We start from the raw sequence: 25,667 nt of genomic DNA on the forward strand, positions 1-25,667 counted from the left end.
GGAGCTTATTATGAAAAAATTCACTTTGATTACTGCATCCATTTTAATGGCAAGCCCTGTTCTAGCGGCAAACCACTCTCCCCTTACTTTTGAGGTTTACAACGCCGACGGTAACAGCTTCCACGTTAACTCAACCTTGGTATACGGTGAGACTGACGCCATGGTTATCGACACTGGATTCACCAAAGCTGACGCGATGCGCATTGCCGCTAAAGTGCTGGACTCAGGCAAAACACTTAAAACCATTTTTATCAGCCAAGCGGACCCAGATTACTACTTTGGCGCAGAGGCCTTACACCAACAGTTCCCTGATGCGCAGATCATCACAACGCCTGCGGTTCAAAAAATTATTAAAGAGAAGTTGGCTGGAAAGCTGGCGTACTGGGGACCAAAGCTTGGTGCAAACGCACCGGTAAAACCAGTGATCCCTGTCGCGTACGATAAAGCATCATTAGAGCTAGAAGGTCATAAGATTGAAATCCGTGGTAACCATGGCACATCAGCACACCGCCCTTACCTATGGATTCCAGATAACAAAGCGATTCTAGGTAACGTAGCCGTGTACTCAAACGTACATTTGTGGATGGCAGATGCCGCAGACCAAACCGCCATCAATGCTTGGGAGCAGCAACTTAGCGAGATGCTTGCGCTTAAACCTCAAGTGGTCATTCCTGGTCACATGAAAGCAGGCACAAAGCTGAACGCAGACACCATTCGCTACTCGCAACAATACTTGCAGGATTTTCAGCAAGCGAAAAAACACAGCAATAACAGCGCTCAACTCATTGACACCATGTCAGCGAAATACCCAGAAGCTCAATTGCCAATCGCGCTAGAAATCGGTGCGAAAGTGCATACTGGTGAAATGTCATGGTAACCGTGCATTACTTCTTCGATCCCATGTGTGGTTGGTGCTACGGGGCATCACCACTCATCGAAGCCTTGATGGACACCTCTCAATTTAAGGTGGAGCTTCATCCCGGCGGCATGATTGAGAAGCGCGCAATTGAGCCTGAATTTCGTCAGCACATCATCAACAGTGACGCTCGTATCGCAACCGAAACCGGAGCAACGTTTGGTGAAGCATATCTACAACGCGTGAAAAGCGAAGATGCGTTTGTTCTTGATTCTTATCTACCCACACAAGCGATCTTGAGTGCGGAGAAAATGGGGCTGAATCCATGGCACATGCTAAAGACCATCCAATCTGCGCATTATCAGCTCGGGTTAAAAGTGAATGAAGCATCGACGCTCAAAGCCATTGCAGAATCGCTAGGTTTAGCAAGTGATGCGTGGGAGCAAAACATGGCGTTAAGCGAAGCCGAACTAGATGAGAGAATTCGCTCTAGCCGACAATTGATGCGACAGTTACACGTTGGTGGTTATCCAACCCTGATTGCAGAAGTAAATGGCGAGTACTTGACCTTGCCGCACTCGGCCTACTACGACAAACCGGCACAGTGGAAGCTTGCATTACAAAAACTGCGATAAGCTCTTCCCCACTCGCTCTTGTTCTTAATCCAAGAGCGAGTGCCAACACCGACATGGCAATCCTGACTCAAACAGGTACAATCCTCGCTCGATTTTTTACTCTCGCGGATACCCACCATGCGCTCGCCTGAACATTGTTTTACTCGTTTTACTGCTGATATTTCTGGCTATGAATTGCCAACGCAGTTTACGTTTCCGTTCTACTACACGCCGCATCCTCTTTGCGTTATGGCCGCAAAGCAATTGCAACAGCACTTATTAGCGCAAACCGACTTCGAACACGATTTTGGTTTGGTTAATGAAGAAACGGGGCGAGGCAAAATGTTTGGCGTATTGCTGGTAGAAAACCCTCAAGGCGAACTCGGATTTTTAAGTGCGTTTTCTGGCAAAATTGCTGACCAAAACTTGATTCCAGGGTTTGTCCCTCCTGTGTATGACATGCTGACCGATGAAGGCTTCTTCCGCGCAGAAACGGATGCCATCAACGCCGCCAATGCGGAGTACAAAACCTGTGCCGCGAATCCGGAATTAGCGGATCTTAAAGCGCAAATACAAGCCGACCGAGCCGCTTATCAGCAAGAGGAGCAAACACAACGCCAAGTGATGATTGATGGCCGAGCAGCACGCAAGCGACAGCGCCAACAGGGCGAGCAAACGCTCAATGCCGATGACCTCAAAATCTTGTTGGATGAGTTGGGTAAACAAAGTGTCGCCGAGAAAAACGTTCTCAAATACTTAAAGCAAGCGTGGGATGAAAAGCTTGCAATCAAAGAAGCGCGATTGGCCGAGTTAGAGCAGCAACTTGCTCATCTGAAAGAGCAGCGCAAGACACTCTCCAACGCTTTGCAGCACAAACTGCATAAACAATACCGCTTTCTAAACAACCATGGCGAAGCACGCGACTTGGTGGACATTTTTGCGGACACCTCAAACCCAGTCCCACCAGCAGGTGCGGGGGAATGTGCTGCGCCAAAACTGCTTCAATACGCGTTTAAACACGAATTCAAACCGCTGGCGCTGGCAGAATTTTGGTGGGGTGTGTCGCCAAAGTCTGAAGTTCGCCAACACAAAAAATTCTACCCATCGTGCAACAGCAAATGTCAGCCGATTTTAGGCCATATGATGCAAGGGCTGAACGTCGAACCCAACCCATTAGCGGAGAATTGGGCAGAAGACAAAGAGCTGGAGATAATCTACCAAGACGACGCTATGGTCGTCGTCAACAAGCCCTCGGGCTTACTTTCAGTGCCTGGTAAAACTATCAAGGACTCTGCTTATACGCGCCTACAAGCGATGTACCCTGATGTGGAAGGGCCGTTTGTGATTCATCGCCTCGACATGGCGACCTCTGGCATTTTGGTGTTTGCCTTAACCAAGCGCGCGAACAAAAGTCTGCAAAAACAGTTTATGGCTCGCGGCGTAAAAAAACGTTATATGGCAATGCTCGAAGGCGTATTAAACGAGCCTGAAGGGGAAATCTCACTGCCAATGCGTGGTGACCCTGACGACCGCCCACGTCAACTGGTGTGTTTTGAACACGGGAAACATGCAGAAACCTACTGGCAACTGATTGAAGTCAAAGATGGGCGCAGCAAGGTATACATGTATCCGAAAACCGGGCGTACTCACCAACTACGTGTACACAGTGCTCATCACATGGGGTTAAACATGCCGATGGTTGGTGATGGTTTATACGGCGAAAAAGCCAACCGCTTACACCTGCATGCTGAGATGCTAGAGCTGGATCATCCATACAGCAAAGAGCGCATGGTGTTCAAAGCTGAGTGCGAATTCTAACGTCTTCCCGATTTTAAATAACAAAAAGGCACTGACTAACAGTGCCTTTTTTGGTTTCTAACAACAGAATAGGCGTGATGCGCAATACCGAAAACCGTTAGCTCACCTTAAACTTGGTCCACACCTGAGAGCGCCAACGTCTTGCCATGATGATACCACGTACCCATTCATCGAGTGCGATTGCCATCCAAGCCCCTAAAACGCCATAACCCAAGTGGATGCCAAAGATGTAAGAGAAAAGCACGCCTAGTCCCCACATACTCAAAATCCCCATTTGCACTGGGAACTTGATGTCACCCGCGCCTTTGAGCCCCGCGATAAAAATCAGGTTAAACACACGTCCGGCCTCGAGCAAAATTGAGCCCATGACTAACGAACCTGCCAATGCGAGTATTTCCGGTTGATCGGTAAATACGCGTAGAATCTCTTCTCTAAACAGGTAAATCAGTGTGGTTGCCGCCGTTGATGCCACAAATCCCACTAAGAAGTAGATTTGTACGCGTTTTAAAATGCTACTCACCCAACCTTTACCGATGTAGTAACCGGTCTGAATTTGCGCAGCCTGACCAATTGCCAGCGCGAAAGCAAACGAGAAACGGGCAATGTTTTGCGCATAAGTGAAAGCCGCCAACGATGCCGTCCCCATTTGCACCACAAAGTATACAATGCAGATTTGCGCCACGTTGTAAGACAGCACCTCACCCGCGTTCATGCCGCCGATTTTTAAGATCTTTTTGTAAATCTCTGCGGGCACTTGTTTCATGGTCGACATCGGTAGTTCAATGCTGCTGCGAGCGAGAATAAACCATAACATTAACGTACCGATGACTTGGCTGACGACGGTTGCTATTGCTACACCTTGCACACCATACACAGGTAAACCGAATGGCTGGTAAAGCGCAATATAGTTACCAATGATGTTGAACACACCCGAGATCAAGTTCACCACCATTGGGGAGCGTGAATAGCCATGGCTACGCAGAATGGTCGTAAAGACTATACCTATCGTAACGTTGAACGTCATCGCACCACTTATCAGCAGATATTCATGAGCGTACTGCTCAACTTGCGCTTCCAAGCCGTAATACGGGAGTAGATATATCGCACCAAGCACGGCAATCACACTCAATAGCACACCGACGAGCACAGACAACGCAATACTCGCAACACCAACGCTCACTGACTCTTGCTCGCGTCCAGCGCCATTGTATTGGGCAATCAAAATCCCCGTTCCGCTGCTGACAAAGGTCGAAACGATGATTAAAAAGAAGGTAATCTGCGTGATCACACCAACAGCGGATACGGCTTTGTCTGAGTAGCCACTCAGCATGAACACGTCACTGGTTCCTAAAGCCGTCCGTAGCAAAATTTCGACAAGAATTGGCCAAGCTAATGCCACGATGGACATTCGTTGGTTGATGTTTTGGCTTTTAGGCATGCTTGTAACCTTTCCTACAACTAAAAACTGCCTCACAATATTTGTGAAGTAGTTTAAAAATAGTGACTCGAACGAAGCTCGATATGAGGTTGTGATTTAGCGCGGATTCTAGTCGCATATTGGTCATAACGACAACAATATTTCGCCCTGTGTCGGAAAAATATTTCTAATGCATTTTCGAAACGACATATGCCTTGACGATACGTAGAGCAGAGATTGGTGAACAATACTCTCAATCAACGAGCACCGAACAGAATCAGGATAATCAATAGAAATATGTCTAACTAGATACATTACTTTGAATTATCAGTCCAACCATATAGAGCCATGAAGAACCTTCATGAAAACCTGCATGCGCCACCATTCCTCTTTGAACACTCGCACCAAATCACACTGATGGCTTTGCACTAAAAATGACTGATATCACATTTGGAAACTTTGTTGTTCTATTTATCGCGAAAATACCGCCTAGAATAAGCGTACACGTTAATTAAGCAAGGATACGTAATGTCGACATTGGCTGGGGCGCGCTTAGAAGAAATGGCGGACATCCGCTCAACAAGAAAAAAGAAAATTGTCTTTTTATGCTCCAGTATCGCCGCTGCCTGTTTAACTTATGGTTCCATTGCTCAATCACTTGAGAATAACTGGGGTTTAAGCTTTTTCCATGCTTTGTGTGCCTTGGCATGCTTAGCAATCAGTTATGTAATAAAAGTCCAGCGGCACCATCAATACGCCGACTTATGGCTAAGTGCTGTCTTAATGTTCGAAGGGTTATTGTTACTTCTGTATAACGACGCTCCGTCAGGCAAAATGTTATGGCTATATCCTATTGTCGCCACTCTGGTGTTAATTAATGAGTTTAAGGTCGGTCTGTTGTTCAGTGGCACCTACATTTTACTGATCTTTTTTGGGGTCGCTTTTTTAGATCGACTGCCAACAGCCACAGAAATCATAGAGCGGAGATTGATGCTGACCCTGATAGCGACCGCGTTTGTGTGTCACACGTTCTCGTATTACTACACGAAAGTCCTCAATTACATTCAAACACTGTATCGTGAGGGGATTGAGGAGTTAGCATATTTTGACCAGCTCACTGGGCTTGCCAATCGCTGGAGCTTTGAGACTTGGGCGCGCGCAAAGCTCGATGAAATCAAGCACTCATCTGATGACAGCATCACCGCATTGGTTTTTCTCGATATCGATAACTTCAAGCACATCAACGACACCTACGGGCACGATATTGGTGACCAAGTACTTCAAGCCTTCGCAACTCGATTAAAAAATAACATTCGCAACAAAGACAGAAAAACCGATAAACACGACTACTCCATCGCTCGATTTGCGGGCGATGAATTTGTAATCATGCTTTACGATGTAAAAAGTAAAGGTGACCTCGACAGCATCCTAAAACGGATCGTGCATCTGTTTCCGACAGGTTACCGAAGCTACGATATGATTAACGAGTTAACAATGAGTGTAGGTGCTGCTATCTATAAGCAAGATGCAAAGGATTTGTCTGAATTGACTCGATGTGCAGATAAAGCAATGTACGCAGCTAAACATACTGGTAAAAACCAGTACGCCTTTTATGAGCACTGCAATACGGAAGAACAGTCAACATCTGATGCACCAGCGGTACCAGAAGCTTGCTAATGACTAAGCGAACACATGCATCACCCAAAGCCCCACAACGAGAAATACGATTAACCACACTACTTGCAACGTTCTGTTCGGCTTGCCTTGCTGACGAGTGGGGTGATCTTTAAACGCACGGCCCTTCATTTTGCCCATTAAGCTCTTTCCTAGAGCACGTCGATAAAATTCACGTCTCTTATGAGCGGCGTTGGCAACTTCGGTAAAGCGCTGTCTTTGCTCATTGGTGAGATCTTTATCCTCGTAACGAGGAGGGAGATCAGAATGCTTGCGTTGTACTGCCATCACTTCCTCCCTGGTCGATGGGTACATTTTTATTAAGTATATACCCAAATAACCAAAAAGATGCGTTATAAGTGAAGCACATAGACGAAAAAACCACCCGAAGGTGGTTTTATGACGAGCAACAAATGAACGCTAGAAGTACTCACATAAATACGCAGTCGCTTCTTTCACTTGAAGCTCAAATGAAGAATTACCTTCCACTTCAAAAAACTCACCACTTTGATAAGTCGTCCAATCGCTCTCGCCAACACGCTTGACCACAAGCGCACCTTTTACAACCGTCATACGCTCTGGTGCTTGAGTACCAAACGTGTACTCACCAGGAAGCATCACACCAACGCTAACATCCTGATCTTTCTGGTTAAAGCCTAGTGATTTTACACTACCAGCAAAATAGCTATTTTCCTTAATATTCATTATTGGTTTCCTTATCAAAAGTCCGCTCTTTTTTACCTTGTTTCTTTCCGTTACTCAAGCTTTGAAAGCCATTAAACTCAACGTAATAACGCACATCCTTTGCTACTGAGCGAGAACCTTTTTTCGCGAGGATTAATCAGGCGACCTAAACCGAGCAAGAAAACCTGCGAAGTAATGAATGTGAGCAAACAACAAAACCATCAATAAGATGTGTATCTGAATGTAAAAGTGGACATTAGATCATAGTTTCGTCGTCTCAATGGCGGGATTGTTTGTTTTTAAAAAGGAAGGTTTCCACCATGTTAAAAAAGTGGAGAAAATTAGATCTATGACGGACTCGACTCGCCGAAGGCGAAAAGCACGACAAGAACCAAAACTTTCATTTTTGGCTCGCCACCAATCCAAAATCCTCAAGAGTACATTTGTCTGCTTCGGGATGGGTCTGTTGACGTTTTTTGGCTATCAAATCCACCTCTCCTATCAAGACCACATTGATCCGGAAAAGGTGTACGGCGAATGGATTGAGATTGGCGCGCCACCCTACCAAACAGAACGTCTCGTTTTCACTGAAGATGGGGTATACCGAAACCATCGACTTATTACGACGGAATTTGAATTCGATGGCAAGGTCATCACGTTGAATACCGGATTAGGAAAGACAGCGTATCAGATCTCGGGCTCTCATCTTTCACCTCAAATACGCCGTATTGAGCCTCTTATTCCAGATCAGCGATTCATTCGTAAAGGATTTGAGCATACCGTTCAGGGCTCAGAAACCGGTGCAGCCTCTAAACGTCGCGCCGCGTTGAGTGAACACTTCAGCCGTGACTAATACGTCTTCACGGCTATTTTTCCTTTCAATTCTCTTTCTATATCAATGAAACAAAACCTTAATAAACAACAAAATAAGGCCTTCATCGCATTTAACTAACTCGTTACTGAGTAAACAATAATTTTAGTTTCTGCTGAGATTTTATAAATTATTGACTCAGTCTGACACTTTCTGTGTAACAGAGTGCGAGTTTTAGTTAAGTTCTCTCAAGTGCCTCGAAAACCGTCTTAATTTTTTTTGACGAAAAAAAACTCTCTGAAATGCTGAGTGTGATGCTTTTGCACGTGGAGTAAATCCAATCATCTTATCTGGTGCAAGAGCAGCCTATGTTCTAGGTAGAACATGAATCCAAGGATTGAGAGAGAAGTTATGATTCGATTTAACCTATGTGCAGCTGGAGTTGCTTTAGCGCTATCAGGCGCTGCAGTTGCGGCTCCAACCGCACCAAGTATCGATATGTACGGTTCCAACAACCTTCAGTTTTCTAAAATTGAACTCGCGATGGAAACCACGTCAGGCTACTACGACATGGTGAAATACCATGAGCAAGCGAAGATTACTGTTAAATTTAACCAGTGGAGTGGCACACCTGGTGACACTTACAACGTCTATTTTGATGGTGTAAAAGTAGCAAGCGGCCCTATCACTGGTAGCCAAACGACAGCTTCGTTTGAATACGGCCAAGGTGGCTTATACCAAATGGAAATCGAAGCATGTGATGCGACAGGTTGTGCGAAAAGCGCACCAGCTGAAATCACAATTGCAGATACCGATGGTTCTCACCTGAAGCCACTAACGATGAATGTTGATCCAAACAACAAAACCTACAATACCGATCCAAGCGTCGTGATGGGTACGTATTTTGTTGAATGGGGCATCTATGGCCGTGACTACACAGTCGATAATATGCCGGTCGACAACTTGACTCACATCCTTTACGGTTTTATCCCAATTTGTGGCCCAAATGAGTCTGTGAAGTCTGTTGGCGGCAACAGTTTCAACGCGCTACAAACTGCTTGTACAGGTGTGCCTGATTATGAAGTCGTTATCCATGACCCTTGGGCTGCTTATCAGAAGAGCTTCCCACAAGCTGGTCATGAATACAGCACGCCTATCAAGGGTAACTACGCAATGCTAATGGCATTGAAACAACGTAACCCTGATCTAAAAATCATCCCATCGATCGGTGGTTGGACACTGTCTGACCCATTCTTCGATTTCGTGGACAAGAAAAACCGAGACACATTCGTCGCATCAGTTAAGAAGTTCCTGAAAACTTGGAAATTCTACGATGGTGTTGATATCGACTGGGAATTCCCTGGCGGCGGCGGTGCAGCAGCCGATAAGGGCGACCCTGTAAACGATGGCCCAGCATACATCGCACTGATGCGTGAACTGCGCGTAATGCTTGATGAATTAGAAGCTGAGACAGGCCGTACTTACGAGCTAACGTCCGCTATCGGTGTCGGTTACGACAAGATTGAAGACGTAGACTACGCAGATGCGGTTCAGTACATGGATTACATCTTCGCAATGACTTACGACTTCTACGGCGGCTGGAACAACGTTCCTGGTCACCAGACTGCGCTTTACTGTGGTTCATTCATGCGTCCTGGTCAGTGTGACGGTAGTGGCGTTGATGAGAACGGCGAACCGTACAAAGGTCCTGCTTACACAGCAGATAACGGCATCCAACTTCTTCTTGCTCAAGGCGTTCCTGCGAACAAGCTAGTACTTGGTACAGCAATGTACGGTCGTGGCTGGGAAGGCGTAACTCCAGATACGCTAACCGATCCAAACGACCCAATGACAGGTACTGCTACAGGTAAACTGAAGGGCAGCACAGCGCAAGGTGTTTGGGAAGATGGCGTAATTGACTACAAAGGCATTAAGTCATTCATGCTAGGTGCAAACAACACTGGTATTAACGGCTTCGAGTACGGCTACGATGCACAAGCAGAAGCACCATGGGTATGGAACCGTACTACGGGCGAGTTGATCACATTTGATGACCACCGTTCAGTGCTAGCAAAAGGTAGCTACGCGAAGTCTCTTGGTCTTGCTGGTCTATTCTCTTGGGAAATTGACGCGGATAACGGTGACATTCTAAACGCGATGCACGAAGGTATGGCTGGTGGTGTGGTTCCTCAACCAAACCGTAAGCCAACCGCAGCCGCTGGCGCAGATCAATCGGTAACAGGTCCTGCAAATGTGGTTCTAGATGGCAGCCTGTCAAAAGACTCTGACGGCACCATCGCAAGCTACGCTTGGGAACAAGTATCTGGCACAGCAGTGGCACTAACAGGTGCAAACTCAGCGAAAGCAAGCTTTGATGCAGCAGAAGTTACTGTTGAAGAGCAATTAACTTTCAAGCTGACGGTGTCTGATAACGAAGGTGCAACGGCATCTGACCTCGTTGTAGTAACAGTGAAACCAGCAGGTGTTGTTGACCCAGTGAACAGCGCACCAATAGCGCAAGTTGTTGCTCCAGCAACAGCAAACGCTGGTGACGTTGTGGTTGTAGATGCATCTGCGTCTAGCGATGCAGACAACGATACCCTGACATTCAACTGGACTCTACCTCAAGGTCTGAATGCAACGGTTGAAGGCTCCAAAGTCACGTTCACTGCTGCGGAATACCCGCAAGACACAAGCTTAAGCTTCACTGTAAGTGTGAGCGACGGTAAAGCGTCTTCATCGGCAAGCGCGACAGTGGTTGTTGCACAGCACACAACCGATCCGAACCCTGGTACTTGTGACAACGCATGGGATGCGAGCGCAGTGTACACAGGTGGTAACCAAGTGACTCACGCAGGTAAAACGTGGGAAGCGAAATGGTGGACTCAGGGTGACGATCCTAGCCAATCTGGCGAATGGGGCGTTTGGAAAGAAGTTGGCGTAGCTAACTGTAACTAATTTCAGCCTTGCAGACTTTCTGCTAAATAAACAAAGGACAGCTTCGGCTGTCCTTTTTGGATTTAACCTCTTAACGAGGAGAGCAACACCAGAGACGAAAAAATCTGAGGTGTTACTTTCAAATCGAATTAGCGCAAAACGGAGCGAGTCAATCAGTAAAAGTAAGGGTTACCAAGCACTATCGAGCAAACGGTCAAAACTACTGAAGACTTGCTCACACTTCATCACTCGACCATGCCCCTGACCTTGTGTTGTCACTAACTCAACGTTTTTAATCTCTTCAGCCGCTTTTGCCGAGACACTGTATTTGGTGAACTTGTCTTGCTCATCATGAATAATAATGGTGTGAGACGGACGCTCAGACAAACGCTTCATCGGATCAATGGACTGTAACGGATAACCAAATTGGTCTTCAACTTCTGAAACCACAGCATTAAAAAGCTTCATCGAGTAACCGGAACGCGCAATGCTACCGAATAAGTTCTCTACGTAATTTAATACCGGAGCAATAAGCAGCAAAGGCTTGTTTTCTAATTTACTGTGCCTACACTCAAGAGCAGAAGCGGTGCCCATGCTGTGCCCAACTAGGCCAACAATATCCTCGACCGTATCCAACACATCTTCTAATCCTCTGACAAACCCCGGAATGTGCCCATACTGCCCCTCACTCTCACCATGTGCCGGATGATCGTACGCCAAAGCAGTAAACCCTTTCGACGCAATATGTTCCATCAGTGGATAAAACTGACTTGCCGTTCCAGACCAACCATGAGTTAGCACCCAAATAGGTCCAGAGCCCAAAGTATAGGTTTTGATGATGCCTGCATGCCCTTTAATTTCACCTTTGATAAGTCCTTGAGGCTCAATATTTTTAGGTTGCGTACGAGCAGGTGTCAGAAGAAGCTTGCGCGCGGTCTTCTTTGCATGTGACGGGGCCAGTGTATGGTGTAACCGAGTACTAATGTTCACCAAACTGCGCTTAATACTGAAACGTTGCGATGTATTAAAGTAAATTTTTTCACTCATAATCATGTCCTTAACTATCAGCTTTGCACAAAATAGAACGGTCGTGCTTTTTACGCTGATAAGAAAGAGCGAACTCAGCCGCTCTTTGTGATTTTATGTCTACGAATCTGGGAAGCGAATAACCGATATTAGCCTTTCCAGCGAGAAAATAAGTTGTCGATCCCTTGCCAAAACAGACGCAAGCTTTCTTGCTCACCTTTAATTGAGTAAAAAACATGCGCACTCAAATAGAGACCGTACAAATCAAACGTTGCTTGGCGTGTATCTAAGTCTGCTGCAAATTCTTGCTTCTCTTTGCCTTTCGTTATTTGGATCTCCAAATAGCTCAGCCAAGTGTCTATGGATTTACGCAGTCCGGCCTGAAGCGGGCAATCTTTATCTGCCGTATCATTCCAAGCGTCAAGAAACATACAACTTCCTTGGAATGCGTGATTCCAAGTCATCCAAGAGTCGAGCAACCCTCTAATTTTACGCTCGATATTGCCATCCCCGAGTTCTCGAGCAGGCTCAATAACCCGATCAGCGAACACTTTATTGGCGTGATCAAGCACCGATAGCTGTAAATTCAACTTCGAATTAAAGTGGGCAAACAGACCACTTTTCGACATACCGCATTGCTTGGCTAACTCTCCAATCGTAAGACTTTCTAATCCGTCTTCGCTGGCGATCTCAAAAGCCCGCTGCAGAATAAACTCTTTTGTCACTTTTCCTTTTTGCATAATCTTATTATTAGCACGATCGTTCTTTTTTGCAATCTCGAGTTAACCGGTCTAACCATTATTCAGTGCTATTTTCGACTCACGAATCAGGTATTGATTGCGTTAATAGGTTAATAATTAAGAAGTTTGAAGTAAGTCTTAATTTTCGAAACAGCTTCAATGTAAGCGCAAGTCTGTTGACTTTTTCACGTATTACTTCAACAACAACCTGCTATTTTCACCTAAGTTTTTTATTTAGGTAAACAATGTAATGGCAAAGAAACAAAAAATAGCCAGCTTAGAGTTTGCACGTATCATTGCAATGCTTGCGATTGTGGGTTTGCATTGCCAGATGGCACTGACGTACTGGCAGTGGGATGGGATACCATGGGTTGGCTATATGCTCAACCAACTGGCTCGTTTTGCTGTTCCGCTGTTCTTTCTCATCTCGGGTTATCTAATCCAGCCGAAGTTGAGTCATTCACCTATCGATACTCTTAAGAACTACGCCAAACCGTTAATGAAGGTTTGGCTCATTTGGAGCATGATCAGTTTACTGATGCCATTCCAATGGCAGACGGTCGCTGAGGCAGGGTATCTCGCAGAAAGGCAAGGTTATTGGGGGTACTTAATGTCAACCCCGATCAATTCACTCATCGAAGGCGGACTCGTTCATCTGTGGTTTATTCCGGCTCTGGTCATTGCCGTAGCGTTAATTGCCTTTCTCGTGCATATCAATATGGTGCAACTGATACTGCCAACTGCAGTATTGCTATACATATACGGGGTCTTTGCTGGCAGTTACGCGACCATTACCGACCTGCCAGCGCCTTTCTTTACTCGTAATGGGCCTTTTTTCAGCACGTTGCTAGTTGTTCTGGGTTATTTCGCACGAGAAGCGCAGTGGCGGTGGTCGCGAAACAATACGGTTCGATGCATCATTCTTGGCATGGCACTGCATTTTGGTGAAGCTTACTGGCTGATGCAACATGACATCGCTTTCAACTCGCACGACTTCCTATTCGGTACCGTTATCTGGGCTGTAGGTGTCTTTATGTGGCTTTTGGCTCACCCTCATTTTGGCGGCATGCCTTGGGTCTTCAAACTATCTCCTAGCGTGTTAGGGATATATGTTAGCCATCTGCTTATCATAATTGTCATGATGAATGTCGCTGAATTTATCGGGCTGCAACACCTCGCGAAAGATGTGTTTATTTATCCTGCAACGATTGTTGCAACCATACTGCTTGTGAAAGCAATTGACGCTTCACCGTTGAAAAAATGGCTCCTACGCTAAATGCATTCAGCTCTAGATATAGCTAGCTTTAACTCAAAAGGGTTAGAGCTAGCCAGTTAAAAATGAGATTTCTCTCTCACTGACCAATTTTTGACTTTCTAATCCTTCAGAATTTGCTTTCACTCACAAAAAACATTGTTCATTTCCTTTAAATTGGCTCGACTATTACAACATTGCTCATTAAACGGAGGCTGTATGTGGGCAGGTCAAGGACTCGTTCCTTTTTTAGAGATTAGTCACTGGTTAACTTACGGTTTATATGCCGCTGCGGTTTTATTCGGCGCAGCAAGCATTGCGTCACTCAGAAAATAGTGGCGCACACTATCATTTCCTAACTCCTACTGTTAATTCGAGCTCTCTCACAACTAACTCATTCATTTGTGGCTAATATTTCTCCAACCAGACAAAGGAGAAATGTCTATGCCAATCTATCCAATTGTGGCTTTCTGCTGTTTGTTGTTCTCTAGCGCCACCTTTGCTGCATCAACCAATGAACTGAATCTTGTTAATTCTGGTGTCGGTTACGCGGCTCTGATTATCTTTTCGATCGCTTACATACTGGTTATGTTGGAAGAGTATCTGAAAATGAGAAAATCCAAGCCAGTGCTGCTCGCTGCAGGGTTAATTTGGATTCTGATTGGCTACACCTTTGCTCAGCACAACCAGCCTGAAATCGCCAAATCCGCACTAGAACACAACTTGTTGGAATATGCCGAGTTGCTGCTGTTTTTGCTCGTGGCGATGACTTACATCAACGCAATGGAAGAACGCAAACTCTTCGATGCCTTACAGGCGTGGATGGTTGGTAAAGGTTTTGGATTCAAAAAGTTGTTCTGGCTGACGGGGTTTCTCGCTTTTGTCATTTCACCGATTGCCGATAACTTAACTACAGCCCTTTTGATGTGCGCTGTAGTGATGAAAGTCTCTGGTGATAATCCTAAGTTCGTCAATCTTGCTTGTATCAACATTGTTATCGCAGCCAACGCTGGCGGTGCATTCAGCCCATTTGGGGATATTACAACCCTGATGGTGTGGCAGGCCGGTCATGTCAGCTTTGCTGAGTTCATTCCGTTGTTTGTACCGTCATTGGTGAACTACTTGGTTCCCGCGTTTTTGATGTCACTGTTTGTTCCAAACACAAAACCGAATACGATTCACCAACACGTTGAGCTAAAACGCGGGGCAAGGCGTATTGTCGCATTATTCATTCTGACGATTGCCACCGCAGTCTCTTTCCATGCTGTGCTGCATTTCCCACCCGTTATGGGCATGATGATGGGCTTGGCGTACTTACAGTTTTTCGGATATTTTTTGCGCCAAACTCTCAAACACTCACTCGCAAAAAAAGCAGCTATGGCAATTGCCAATGGCGATGATCAGGCATTGAAGCGCTTAGGCTCAGTGGTTCCGTTTGATGTGTTTCATCGTGTGTCTCGAGCCGAATGGGACACCTTGTTGTTCTTCTACGGTGTTGTGATGTGTGTTGGCGGTTTAAGTTTACTTGGCTACCTCGAACTGGTTTCAAACGTCATGTACACGCAATGGAACCCAGTCTGGGCAAACGTAATGGTTGGTGTCCTATCTGCAATCGTCGATAACATTCCGGTTATGTTTGCTGTACTGACCATGGAACCAAGCATGTCGATGGGCAACTGGCTACTGGTCACATTAACCGCAGGTGTCGGGGGCAGTTTGCTTTCCATCGGATCCGCGGCAGGCGTCGCTTTAATGGGAGCCGCGCGTGGACAATACACCTTCTTTGGCCACCTAAAGTGGGCTCCCGTCATCGCCTTGGGTTATGCCGCCAGTATTGCGGTACACTTGTGGATGAATAGCGGTTTATTTACTTAAAAGCACCGACAATCAGGTACTTAACTTGCAACACAACCTAGCGGTCGGATGGATGGTTAACGCCATCCATCACTTCAATCGCTCCCAACTCATATGGGTTGACGCCCTCTAAGCAGCCGACATTATAGCCATACTCACTCGGGTCAGAACGACGCTGATGGTGCGTATAAATACCGCACTCGCCACAGAAAAAGTGCTTCGCAGTGTGTGTATTAAATTGATACTGCTTCAAGACGTCTTCGCCTTGCACAATACGAATACCGTTCAAAGGTACAGATGCTACAATCGCGCCACGACGTCGACACATAGAACAGTCACACCGTCTCGGCTTCTCAATACCATTGGGTAACGCCAGTTCCAGCTCAACTTTTCCACAGTGACAACTCAGTCGATGTAATGTGTTGATTTGGGTGTTGCCAACTTTCTTAATCATAACTTTTCCTTGTTGTTTTTCTATCTGTGTACATTATGTTAAACAGGTTAATATCATCATAATCTCGTCCAAAAACTCGACATCCATCACTTTTCGCGACATTTTATTGGCCGATTTGTTAGTTGCTATTTTGGCGATTGTCTATCGCGTCCGTGAGACGTGTTATCTCCGGCGCGGTTTTTAAACCAAGGAAATTAATTTATGGACAAAGATCATAGCCTAAGAGAGAACCTCTTGGCTCTGACGCTCGGCAGTGCGTTGGTGTCACTTGGGGTGATATTTTTTAGCAAAGTAGGATTGCTCACTGGCGGTACGGCTGGTTTGGCGATCTTCCTAACCAAAGTGAGTGACTTCAGTTTTGGTCAGATATTTTTCGCTCTTAACCTCCCTTTTTATATTTTATCTGTGATGCGCATGGGTTGGCGCTTCACTATCAATACCTTTATTGCGGTTTCGATTGTCTCTTTTGCGGTCGATCATCTGCATCATGTGATTGAGATTTCACGAATCGAACCTTTCTATGCGGCACTTTTGGGTGGTGGGCTGATTGGAATCGGTATGTTGGTAATTTTCCGTCACAAAATGAGTTTGGGTGGCTTTAACATTCTAGCGTTGTACCTTCAGGAACGTTTTGGAGTTCGAGCGGGTAAAGTTCAAATGGCGTTAGATTGTGCCATCGTGGTGATGTCACTGTTCATTGTAGATGTGCACCTTATCGCTCTATCTGTTCTAGGTGCCATCGCAACGAACTTGATTTTGGCGATGAACCATAAACCAGGACGATACCAAGCAAAAGCGCAAGCAGCATAATCATCGCTGCATAGTCAACAACCCTAAAGCCCTCAGCCAGTCGCTCGGGGCTTTTTTCATTCAACGCTAAGATCACGTCAACGAGCTCGTTTTGCAGTGCTGCTGCATCTCTTCATCCAATTTAGCTTTATATTTCTGGCTAAGATGGAAGTGTACTTGCATCAACAAGTCATGTGCGTGGAACAGCTCAAACGCGTCGCTACCATTTTGCTGACAAATAGCCTCACAGCGCTCAGCATGCACTTTGGCTTCTTGCGGTTTATCCGCTTTAAGCAAGCTCATCGCTAAGCGATACTCTGCGCGCTCTTCTTGCATCCACCCCCCTGCCACTTTCCAATAGTCTAGCGCGAGTGTCGCTGCTTCTAACATCTTCGATTTTTCCATGCACGTGCGCTCAGCCAGCGCTTCGTACTGACATGCTAAGTTGTTCGCAGTGATCGCGATAGCGCGCGCTAATGGCCCTTCTGCATCGTTCGGCGTCATTCCTAACGCTGCCTTCACCAACCATTGACTCGCCAGTTCAAGCTGAACAAGTGCAGAAAGTTCATTCGAAATCAAAGCGTAAACTCGGCGTTGTTCTTGCTCTTCCAATAATTCCATATTGTCAGTGCCATCTACGAAATAGCGCGCAACGGCAATACTGCGTTGAAATGCCAAACTCTCGGCAACCTTGCGTTCATCAAAGTGCTCTAAACAAGTAAGAAACTGTTCTGGGCACTGGAGATGCCCAATAGCGGTATGCAGCATCAATGCGAATATTCGCTCGATTTGGGTAACGTCTTCCACCTCGCTCAGAGCCGTTTCTAGCTTAGCATAAACTTGTTCGGGATTTTCCTCGTGATGCTGCCAACACTCTCTCATGAAGGCATCAAAATCCGTTTTGAAAGGCATGTCCTTCTTCTATTCGTATAACGATTATGAAACTCTACACTATCGTTACCCCTGTGTAGCACGCTTAATCCCAATACGAGAATCGCCTCACTTAAAGCGGTGTACCTTGCTCCAGCGCGAGCAAACGTTGCTTGCGCTCCACTCCACCTGCATACCCAGTCAGTTTTCCGCTTTTGCCAATAACGCGATGACAAGGTACCACGATAGAAATCGGATTCTTCCCGTTTGCTAACCCAACAGCACGCACAGCTTTAGGGTTACCTATCGCATTCGCGAGATCTTGATAGCTCCACGTTTCCCCATATGGAATGGTCGTTAGTGCCTGCCAAACTTGATTTTGAAAATCAGTGCCTGTCGCAGCAAGGGGCAAGTCGAATTCGTTGCGCAGACCAGCAAAGTATTCATCCAGTTGGGTGACAGCTTGGCGCAAGACCGGATGCTGCTCGTCTCGCACCCCCAGCTCACTCGGCTTAGTGGTGCATGTTTCAAACCAAATGCCAAGTAAGCCCTCAGCGTTCGATTGGATAGTCACCGTTCCTAGTGGACTCGGCATTTCGGTATAAAATGTTTTCATGATTGATTCCATAAGTGAAACGTCGCGTAGCTTCCCCAAGGGGCCGCTGTGTGCGTATTCAGTGATGGGTAACGCTGCATCGCCTTTTTCACCACTAAGTCTTTATCTAGAAAGCAATCGGGTTGAGATTGCCCTCGCAGTTGAGCATAACTGACGGTCCAAGGTCCAATGCCTTTCAAAGTTAGCCACTGCTGGGGGTCAGCTTCTGAGTTGTCCTGCATAAACTGGGCGAAGCGCACTAGCGTCTCTTTACGACTTTGCGGCATGCGCAAAAAGCTCACGTCGGCGTTTGCAATATCACTGGGAGTCGGGAAAAAACGTTTTTCTGACTCACCACTAAGTGTGGCCACCAATAAGTTAAGTTGACCAATCGCAGCTTTAACCGACACTTGCTGGCCTAAAATCGCTCTAGCCCCTGCTTCCCATGCATTCCATACACCAGGAATACGAATACCTTTACTCGACACGAGCCCAGGCGCGACATACTCCAAATGCTGCTCAACAGTACAAATATCAGCGTCAAGATCGAACATACGACGAATGTCAGACACCAAGTTTTGCAGCTTCGTTACGTCTTCAATTTCAAACGCCAGTTCTAAGTATCCTTCACCTTTTGTCGCTTTAAACCAGGCTTTGCTGTCATCCAAAAAAACGTTGCGCTGATAACTCTCATCACTCACCAGCTCAACCCCCTCAACCGCTCGCAAACGATAGAAGTCCAACATGTGCGACCAATTCAACTCACCTCGATAAGGTAAGGCAATTCGATTGCAACCCGCACCATCAAACTCTTTACGGCGTACTTGAGAAGGCGTTAGTTTGAGAAACTTTTGAAAAGCATCGTTAAAGCGGCGCGTACTGTTAAAACCTGACGCAAACCCCACGTCGGTGACCGACATAGAGCTGGAGTGAAGCAACTGTTTGGCGAACATTAGTTGCTGATATTGCGCATACTGCTTGGGTGACATTCCTAGATACTGCTCAAATAACATACGTAAGTAACGGTCAGAAATCCCAACACGCTCAGCCAACTCAGACACCGAATGGTGATGCAACTCCCCTCTATCAATTAACGAAATCGCTCGTTGAAAGGTCGTCTCGACACCTTTCCATGCCCAAGATCCAGGAGCGCTATCAGGTCGACAGCGTAAACACGGACGGTACCCTGCTTGAAGGGCTTGCGTCTTATCAGCGAAATACTCAACATTTTCTTCTTTAGGCAAATTTGCCGGGCAAATCGGACGACAAAAGATTCCCGTTGTTTTTACCGCCACATAAAATCGCCCATCAAAACGACTGTCTCGCGCGACTCGCGCCTTGTGACACTGCTCAAAGGTCAGTGAGGTATGGGGGTGAATAAACATAGTGCTTTCCTTGCTCATGCCTTTTGTCATTTATTGTTCATAGGCATCGTTCAATATAGTGTTATTGTAGCTTGCTTAAGCGCCCATAATTAGCCATTTTCGGAACTCAATATTGAGATTTATTGGCATTAGCGCTTTTGTACACTAAAGTTAGATCCAGAACATCACAACAACGTCGGCTAAAGGGAATTGGCATGGACTTACATACTTGCGTAATTGTATTAAGAAACCAAAAGGTTATTACCAGTAAATCCGTAGATCATTCTATTGGAATTATCGAACGAGACTCAGATAACGAGATCTCAGAAATTCAGATTAATGCGACGGATGGACGTAATATTCGAACTTATCACTACAACAATGTAGAGGAGTCATTAGAGAGCTTAATGAACCTCTGACGGTTTTCTTTAACACACCTTTCTCCCTTGTTAAAAGCGAAAGCAATAGAGCACAGTACATGTGCTCTTTTTTTTGTTTAACAGCAAAAATGTTTATCGAAAATAATGACAGACCTTGATTTAAAACAGACAATAATCGGCAAATAAACACCCGAATATAAAAATCAAGACATTGATTTAAATAAATAAAAACCAATCATTCAATTTTTTAGAACGAGTTTATCAAAATCCTCCCGTTATTTTTATGTTCGCCTCTACCTAAACTGTTCTCAACAGCACGGGAGCACACGCTTCCCACTCATTGAAAAAAGTCAGAGGACAGAATCATGAAAGCACTATTACAGAAAATTACCACATCAAACGCAGGTTACAGCGCACTATCACTTCGCGTTCCAATCGGCATTATCTTTATGGCGCACGGCGCACAAAAACTATTTGGCTGGTTTGGTGGCTACGGCCTAGAAGGCACAGGTCAGTGGATGGCATCTATCGGTTTAGGTCCTGGCGTACTCATGGCGTTACTTGCGGGCAGCGCAGAGTTCTTTGGCGGCTTGTTCATTTTACTTGGTCTGCTAACTCGACCAGCAGCGGTTGCTTTGGCGTTCACGATGGTGGTAGCGATATTCTCTGTCCACTTTGAGAATGGCCTGTTCATGGCAAACAACGGTTACGAGTTTGGCTTGGCATTACTGGCAGCGAGCGTTTCTCTGGCGTTCTCTGGCGCAGGTAAAGCAGCGTTAGATAACTTTTTAAACAAAAAGCTCTCTTAAGGAGGCCTTATGATTACGGTAAGACATGCAGCAGACCGAGGTCGAGCAAACTTTGGCTGGCTTGATAGCAAACATACGTTTTCTTTTGGTAGCTACTACGATCCTCAACATATGGGCTTTTCTGAGCTGAGAGTCATTAATGACGATGTAGTCAAGCCTGGCGCGGGTTTTGATACACATGGCCACCGTGATATGGAGATCATCAGCTATGTGTTGGAAGGTGTTATCGCACACAAAGACAGTGAAGGTAACGTCAAAACACTACCTGCAGGTGAATTCCAACTCATGTCGGCAGGGAAAGGGATTTACCACAGTGAGTACAATGCGTCGAACCAAGATACGCTGCGGTTTCTACAGATTTGGATTCAACCGAACACATTTGGAACCAAACCAGGTTATCAGCAAAAAGATTTTGGGCGCAATCCTGGGTTAACGACTATCGCAACTCCAACTGGAGAAAACGGCACGCTACTTATTAAGCAAGATGCGACTTTGCATCAGTTAATTCTTGAGCCAAGTAGCGAACTAAACTTTGAGATTGAGTCGGGCCGAAATCTATTCATCCATCAAGTGACAGGCAGCCTTAGTGTCGACAATACCACTTTGACGGCTGGCGACGGCGCGAAGATTGAACACCAAAGTAAGGTTGTTTTGCGCAATACATCAAACGAAAGCACAACAGCCCTGTTGTTTGACTTACCATAACTATCGATTCATCGAGATAAAAACAAAGCCGCCTTGATTTCTCAAGGCGGCTTTTTCGTTTTTCTGACTTTTCATTCAACGCTATTCGTCGGAAGTGCCAGAACCAATTTGCTGAAAACTGTAAGCGGTCAGTGGATCGATCTCTTTGACAATTTCTTCCACTTGCTTAATCGCGTCTACAGACGAGCTAGCTTTACGATAGCTCAAATAGATAGGGCGACACCAATCTTCTACTCCAGACACCTTGTGAAGCTGCCCATTAGCGATAAATGGCTCCACGAGAGAGATTGGTAAGTACGCGGCTCCACCCTTCTCTAAAATAAAGTCCAATGCGATACGCGCTGTTGAAGTGCGTAAATATGGAGCCGGAATCTTAGGGTGACGTTCAGAATGCTCTGAGGAGAAACGCGTCCCCCAGTCAACGTACACATATTTGTTTTCGAAAACGGTGTCTAAAGAATCTTTCTCAGTTGATACCAGAACGAGAACAACATCTGCCACTTTTTTACAGTTAAGCTCATCAGCTTTGATCTGATCGAACGCAAATGCCATATCTAACGTGCGCTCTAGCAAGCTACGACTGAGCATCTCACGTCCCATCACTTCTGCCATGAAGCCATAACCACCAAACGAATCTGTGACGACACTTAAACAATTCTGTAAATAAGCGTCCCAAATGTTTGGCGTGCCACCTAACGTTAGTTGCAGCGCTTTGCCATCTTCAAGCGATAATTCTAGCTTCGCTTGTTGCAATGTAGTGACCATTACCTCGGCATAGCTGATTAAGCGCTCACCTGCAGAGGTCAACTTTATGTTATTTCGATCACGAATAAACAATTGCGTATCGAAGTAACTTTCCAATTGTTTGATACGTGCGCTCACAGCGGCTTGGGTAATATAAAGGTTCTCAGCAGCACGTCCGAAGTGACGAACTCTTGCCAGCTCTAAAAATGTTCGAAAGACTTTTACATCCATAAACCATCTCCTGGTTAATATAAAACCAGATTAACAACTAATTAAAATCATGACGACAAAAAAGTTTTGTTTTTCTTTTGTTAGATTTAAGCCTAATTTTTGCCGTAAGTTCACTACATTCATCAATAACGGTTACAGAGGCTGTTGACATGTCTGACACTGAATTCCGTCATGGCAAAAAACGTTTTTACGATAACGTAAAATTCCCACGCGGCTTTGCAAAGTCTGGCGATTTTACTCTTTCAGAAGAGGAAATCCTAACAATTTATGGGGATACAATGCTTGGCTTAGAGTCAGGCGAATTAACACCTGAAAACAGCGAAGAGAAACACTTCATCAAGGTGTTAGAAAACCCGGGCAAAGCAAAAACAAAACTTGAGCGTACGTGGCTAAAGTACACCCAACTTGCTCGTGGTCGCAAGCGCTTCCATACGCTAAATGGTCGTAACAAGCCTGACGCCACAGAAGAATACATTGAAGAGAGTTTGGTTGAAGACGATTAATAACCAATAACCTAGTTCTCGCCTTTTTCTAGCAGTAGGCGAAAGCTCGTTTGACTTTACTGAGCGAGCAAGACAAGCTCATTTCTTCTCCTAAAGCCCAAGGGGGCATTCTCCCAAGGGCTTTTTTAATATTTGGGTGATGACCGTTTACTTGGCGAGCGTCGCAATCTTTTTCAGAAAGCTCTCTTTCAAATGCTCTTGGTCATATTCCAAGTGATAGGTGTTGTGGAAGCCAATTTTTAGCTCAACACCATTCCCTCTCAAGAAAACGTTGTACCCATCGTAGTCAGAAAACGCTTCTACACCTTCATACATTTTACCAAATTCGGTTGGCGTACCGTTGTTCATCACACATTCGTAAGCCTGTAGTACTTTGCTCGGATCTAACTCATTTTTCATACCGAATTCCTCACTGGTTTACACATTTCAATTATGGTTAAAGAATGAGCGCCATGCCATATCTAACCCATAATATTTGAAGTTCGTGTGCGATTTCGCACTCTGTAGGTTGTTAAAAAACAAGGTTAAGTGCGAAGGCAGAACTTAATTTAGATCATAAATTTTATCTATTGATTCGTCAGTTTCATAATGCAATTTCTTTGTAAAAAATCGTCTTATAAAAGCATTTAGATATAAAAATCGTCGACAAAACCAACATTGGTTAAAGAAAAAGCAAAATTTTGACCTAAAACAATAGCAGTTCGCCATTACTTATTTTATAATGCGAATTAATGTTTCAGTACATCGTCAATTCCAATAACTAGGGGCACAAAATGAGACTTATCCCGTTAACTCGAGCAGCACAAGTAGGTAAGTGGGCAGCTGCGCATATCGCTAAGCGTATCAACGACTTTAAACCTACTGCTGAGCGTCCATTCGTTCTGGGTCTACCAACTGGTGGCACTCCTCTAGCAACCTACAAAGCCCTAATCGAGCTTTACCAAGCCGGCGAAGTCAGCTTCAAAAACGTCGTGACTTTTAACATGGATGAGTACATTGGCATCCCTGCGGATCACCCAGAATCTTACCGCTCGTTCATGTACAACAACTTCTTTAATCACATTGATATTCAAGAAGAAAACATCAACCTACTGAACGGTAACACAGACGATCACGACGCAGAATGTAAGCGTTACGAAGACAAAATTAAGTCTTACGGCAAGATCAACCTGTTCATGGGCGGCGTGGGTAACGACGGTCACATCGCGTTCAACGAGCCAGCGTCATCTCTTTCTTCTCGTACTCGCATCAAGACCCTCACTGAAGACACTCGCATTGCGAACTCTCGCTTCTTTGACGGCGATATCAACCAAGTGCCTAAATACGCGCTGACTATCGGTGTTGGTACGCTTCTAGACTCAGAAGAAGTGATGATCTTGGTCACTGGTCATAACAAAGCTCAGGCACTTGAAGCAGCCGTGGAAGGTTGTGTAAACCATCTATGGACAGTTTCTGCACTTCAGCTTCACCCTAAAGCGGTGATCGTATGCGACGAACCAGCTCAACAAGAACTGAAAGTGAAGACAGTGAAGTACTTCTCTGAGCTAGAAGCAGAAAACATCAAAGGCTTTTAACCCATAGGATGGCAGCCTAGAAACACACTAAAAATACAAAACCCGTGTTGAACACGGGTTTTTTCTTATCTGAACAGCGGGGCTTAAGTCGTTAATAAGCTTTAATACCAAACTGACGAAGACGCTTAGGAAGCACTTCATCCAACTTGTCTAGTTCACTCGGTTCGACTTCGATAAGGTTGAAATGATGCTGCTTATAAACAGTACGAATGGTCTCACGGTCGGCCTGAGCCATCTCCCCATCGTCACTTCCCCAAAATTGCAAATAGACTTTACCGCCTGGTAAGTAAAAATCGCTAGTGACATCTTGGTCAATCGGCAGCTGACGCTCATAAGCGTGCACTACACCAGCCAAGTACAGCCAGTTGTCAATGAGCAACTCACCCTTAGAGCGTACGTAATGCCCATCTAATGTTCGGTGCTTGGCTTCAAATTTTTGGCGAAAGCTTGAGTACGATTTATCCGTAGAATGTGACTCCGCGTCTTGCCCTAAAAACTCAATGACAGACTGCTTAAGACGCTTGTTACGCAGCACCACATCGTGCCATACGACAAAGGTATTTTGTGTTTCTTTATCGGTTCTTTGCTGCCCACCAGCGCGCACACCAGCTTCTGTGACACTCCATCCCTCTTCGGATTTGGTCAACCAACCCAGTTCACTCAAAAGCTGGTTCATGCGCTTCGCATTCAATTTCAGCTTTTCACCCAGTTGTGTCGCGCTCAATGTTTTCCCTGAGCTGGGAGTCAGCTCAATATGTAAGTTGGTCGGCCAGACGATGAACTGGCCAAATTTAGGGTGATCCACATACTCACCGCCAAACTTTGCCCCTTCTTCGGTCAAAATCCACTTTTCATCTTGGCGAACGATGTAGCCTGCACGTTTGAGATCGGCAAACAGCAGCTTAGCTTCTACCTTGCGCATTTTCGCTAATGCCGACGTCGATATTTTTTCAGACATGTGGGTAC

General features: G+C 45.5%; 26 protein-coding genes. 14 read left to right on the top strand and 12 right to left on the bottom strand.

Annotated features, from left to right (window positions below; all coding sequences use genetic code 11):
- Positions 1-10 precede the first annotated feature (10 nt).
- The 3 genes from R8N46_RS00280 to R8N46_RS00290 all read left to right on the top strand — a co-directional run bounded on the left by R8N46_RS00280 (position 11) and on the right by R8N46_RS00290 (position 3,288).
- The gene (locus R8N46_RS00280; RefSeq protein ID WP_213867978.1) at positions 11-877 is read left to right on the top strand and encodes an MBL fold metallo-hydrolase; all 867 of its coding nucleotides are present in this window, start codon (positions 11-13) and stop codon (positions 875-877) included.
- A complete protein-coding gene (locus R8N46_RS00285) occupies positions 871-1,491 on the top strand; it encodes a DsbA family protein (protein WP_115386897.1) in 621 nt (206 codons plus the stop codon). The genes R8N46_RS00280 and R8N46_RS00285 overlap by 7 nt, the downstream gene beginning before the upstream one ends.
- A gap of 117 nt (positions 1,492-1,608) precedes the next feature.
- Complete coding sequence (locus tag R8N46_RS00290) at positions 1,609-3,288, top strand: RluA family pseudouridine synthase (RefSeq protein ID WP_318098233.1); 1,680 nt, start codon at positions 1,609-1,611, stop codon at positions 3,286-3,288.
- Between the two features lie 97 nt (positions 3,289-3,385).
- Here R8N46_RS00290 and R8N46_RS00295 read toward each other — a convergent pair whose 3' ends face one another.
- Positions 3,386-4,726: an MATE family efflux transporter gene (locus R8N46_RS00295; protein ID WP_115386895.1), complete on the bottom strand. Its 1,341-nt coding sequence runs from the start codon at positions 4,724-4,726 to the stop codon at positions 3,386-3,388.
- A 507-nt stretch (positions 4,727-5,233) separates the two neighbouring features.
- On the opposite strand from R8N46_RS00295, the gene R8N46_RS00300 reads away from it, so the two are divergent.
- The gene (locus R8N46_RS00300) at positions 5,234-6,382 is read left to right on the top strand and encodes a GGDEF domain-containing protein (protein WP_033907215.1); all 1,149 of its coding nucleotides are present in this window, start codon (positions 5,234-5,236) and stop codon (positions 6,380-6,382) included.
- 3 nt (positions 6,383-6,385) lie between these two features.
- Here the strand turns inward: R8N46_RS00300 and R8N46_RS00305 are convergent, their stop codons facing one another.
- Both R8N46_RS00305 and R8N46_RS00310 read right to left on the bottom strand, forming a co-directional pair.
- The gene (locus tag R8N46_RS00305) at positions 6,386-6,667 is read right to left on the bottom strand and encodes a hypothetical protein (RefSeq protein ID WP_033907216.1); all 282 of its coding nucleotides are present in this window, start codon (positions 6,665-6,667) and stop codon (positions 6,386-6,388) included.
- Between the two features lie 132 nt (positions 6,668-6,799).
- Positions 6,800-7,084, bottom strand: coding sequence for a pyrimidine/purine nucleoside phosphorylase (locus R8N46_RS00310; RefSeq protein ID WP_005383244.1), 285 nt, complete (start codon positions 7,082-7,084; stop codon positions 6,800-6,802).
- 328 nt (positions 7,085-7,412) lie between these two features.
- Between R8N46_RS00310 and R8N46_RS00315 the strand changes: the two genes are divergently transcribed.
- Positions 7,413-7,916, top strand: a complete 504-nt coding sequence (locus tag R8N46_RS00315; RefSeq protein ID WP_005374408.1) for a DUF2850 domain-containing protein — start codon at positions 7,413-7,415, stop codon at positions 7,914-7,916.
- Between the two features lie 369 nt (positions 7,917-8,285).
- On the top strand, positions 8,286-10,832 hold the full coding sequence (locus R8N46_RS00320) for a glycosyl hydrolase family 18 protein (protein ID WP_054865887.1): 2,547 nt from the start codon (positions 8,286-8,288) through the stop codon (positions 10,830-10,832).
- Between the two features lie 168 nt (positions 10,833-11,000).
- On the opposite strand, the gene R8N46_RS00325 is transcribed toward R8N46_RS00320, so the two are convergent.
- The gene (locus R8N46_RS00325; protein WP_017633823.1) at positions 11,001-11,858 is read right to left on the bottom strand and encodes an alpha/beta hydrolase; all 858 of its coding nucleotides are present in this window, start codon (positions 11,856-11,858) and stop codon (positions 11,001-11,003) included.
- A 128-nt stretch (positions 11,859-11,986) separates the two neighbouring features.
- On the bottom strand, positions 11,987-12,577 hold the full coding sequence (locus tag R8N46_RS00330) for a TetR/AcrR family transcriptional regulator (RefSeq protein WP_047102492.1): 591 nt from the start codon (positions 12,575-12,577) through the stop codon (positions 11,987-11,989).
- 250 nt (positions 12,578-12,827) lie between these two features.
- Here R8N46_RS00330 and R8N46_RS00335 point away from each other — a divergent pair, with 250 nt between their 5' ends.
- Positions 12,828-13,853, top strand: coding sequence for an acyltransferase (locus R8N46_RS00335; RefSeq protein ID WP_213969208.1), 1,026 nt, complete (start codon positions 12,828-12,830; stop codon positions 13,851-13,853).
- Between the two features lie 420 nt (positions 13,854-14,273).
- Positions 14,274-15,704, top strand: coding sequence for a sodium:proton antiporter NhaD (gene nhaD, locus R8N46_RS00340; protein WP_005374422.1), 1,431 nt, complete (start codon positions 14,274-14,276; stop codon positions 15,702-15,704).
- Positions 15,705-15,741: 37 nt separating this feature from the next.
- On the opposite strand, the gene R8N46_RS00345 is transcribed toward nhaD, so the two are convergent.
- Positions 15,742-16,137 carry a GFA family protein gene (locus tag R8N46_RS00345; protein WP_017821038.1) on the bottom strand — a complete coding sequence of 132 codons (396 nt, stop codon included), beginning with the start codon at positions 16,135-16,137 and terminating at the stop codon, positions 15,742-15,744.
- Positions 16,138-16,338: 201 nt separating this feature from the next.
- On the opposite strand from R8N46_RS00345, the gene R8N46_RS00350 reads away from it, so the two are divergent.
- Positions 16,339-16,947: a YitT family protein gene (locus tag R8N46_RS00350; RefSeq protein ID WP_005374427.1), complete on the top strand. Its 609-nt coding sequence runs from the start codon at positions 16,339-16,341 to the stop codon at positions 16,945-16,947.
- 72 nt (positions 16,948-17,019) lie between these two features.
- Here the strand turns inward: R8N46_RS00350 and R8N46_RS00355 are convergent, their stop codons facing one another.
- The 3 genes from R8N46_RS00355 to R8N46_RS00365 all read right to left on the bottom strand — a co-directional run bounded on the left by R8N46_RS00355 (position 17,020) and on the right by R8N46_RS00365 (position 19,776).
- Complete coding sequence (locus R8N46_RS00355; protein ID WP_213969209.1) at positions 17,020-17,838, bottom strand: hypothetical protein; 819 nt, start codon at positions 17,836-17,838, stop codon at positions 17,020-17,022.
- A gap of 91 nt (positions 17,839-17,929) precedes the next feature.
- A complete protein-coding gene (locus R8N46_RS00360) occupies positions 17,930-18,412 on the bottom strand; it encodes a methylated-DNA--[protein]-cysteine S-methyltransferase (protein ID WP_005374431.1) in 483 nt (160 codons plus the stop codon).
- Positions 18,409-19,776, bottom strand: a complete 1,368-nt coding sequence (locus tag R8N46_RS00365; protein WP_213969210.1) for an AlkA N-terminal domain-containing protein — start codon at positions 19,774-19,776, stop codon at positions 18,409-18,411. The genes R8N46_RS00360 and R8N46_RS00365 overlap by 4 nt, the downstream gene beginning before the upstream one ends.
- 194 nt (positions 19,777-19,970) lie before the next feature.
- On the opposite strand from R8N46_RS00365, the gene R8N46_RS00370 reads away from it, so the two are divergent.
- The 3 genes from R8N46_RS00370 to R8N46_RS00380 all read left to right on the top strand — a co-directional run bounded on the left by R8N46_RS00370 (position 19,971) and on the right by R8N46_RS00380 (position 21,649).
- Entirely contained in the window at positions 19,971-20,174 is a 204-nt protein-coding gene (locus R8N46_RS00370; RefSeq protein ID WP_017633816.1) for a hypothetical protein, read from the top strand.
- Positions 20,175-20,500: 326 nt separating this feature from the next.
- A complete protein-coding gene (locus R8N46_RS00375) occupies positions 20,501-20,944 on the top strand; it encodes a DoxX family protein (RefSeq protein WP_005374434.1) in 444 nt (147 codons plus the stop codon).
- Between the two features lie 9 nt (positions 20,945-20,953).
- Positions 20,954-21,649, top strand: a complete 696-nt coding sequence (locus R8N46_RS00380; protein WP_005383228.1) for a pirin family protein — start codon at positions 20,954-20,956, stop codon at positions 21,647-21,649.
- An 81-nt stretch (positions 21,650-21,730) separates the two neighbouring features.
- On the opposite strand, the gene R8N46_RS00385 is transcribed toward R8N46_RS00380, so the two are convergent.
- Positions 21,731-22,624, bottom strand: a complete 894-nt coding sequence (locus R8N46_RS00385) for a LysR family transcriptional regulator (protein ID WP_005374436.1) — start codon at positions 22,622-22,624, stop codon at positions 21,731-21,733.
- Between the two features lie 149 nt (positions 22,625-22,773).
- On the opposite strand from R8N46_RS00385, the gene R8N46_RS00390 reads away from it, so the two are divergent.
- Entirely contained in the window at positions 22,774-23,127 is a 354-nt protein-coding gene (locus tag R8N46_RS00390) for a DUF413 domain-containing protein (protein WP_005374439.1), read from the top strand.
- Between the two features lie 147 nt (positions 23,128-23,274).
- Here R8N46_RS00390 and R8N46_RS00395 read toward each other — a convergent pair whose 3' ends face one another.
- Positions 23,275-23,526, bottom strand: coding sequence for a DUF3081 domain-containing protein (locus R8N46_RS00395; RefSeq protein ID WP_005374440.1), 252 nt, complete (start codon positions 23,524-23,526; stop codon positions 23,275-23,277).
- A 374-nt stretch (positions 23,527-23,900) separates the two neighbouring features.
- Here R8N46_RS00395 and nagB point away from each other — a divergent pair, with 374 nt between their 5' ends.
- Positions 23,901-24,701 (top strand): glucosamine-6-phosphate deaminase, encoded by an 801-nt coding sequence (gene nagB / locus R8N46_RS00400; RefSeq protein WP_005374441.1) that lies wholly within the window; start codon positions 23,901-23,903, stop codon positions 24,699-24,701.
- A gap of 91 nt (positions 24,702-24,792) precedes the next feature.
- Here nagB and R8N46_RS00405 read toward each other — a convergent pair whose 3' ends face one another.
- Positions 24,793-25,659: a hypothetical protein gene (locus R8N46_RS00405; RefSeq protein ID WP_025768733.1), complete on the bottom strand. Its 867-nt coding sequence runs from the start codon at positions 25,657-25,659 to the stop codon at positions 24,793-24,795.
- Positions 25,660-25,667: the final 8 nt, after the last annotated feature.

This window comes from Vibrio sp. 1874 (assembly GCF_033344395.1).
GTDB lineage: Bacteria > Pseudomonadota > Gammaproteobacteria > Enterobacterales > Vibrionaceae > Vibrio > Vibrio alginolyticus.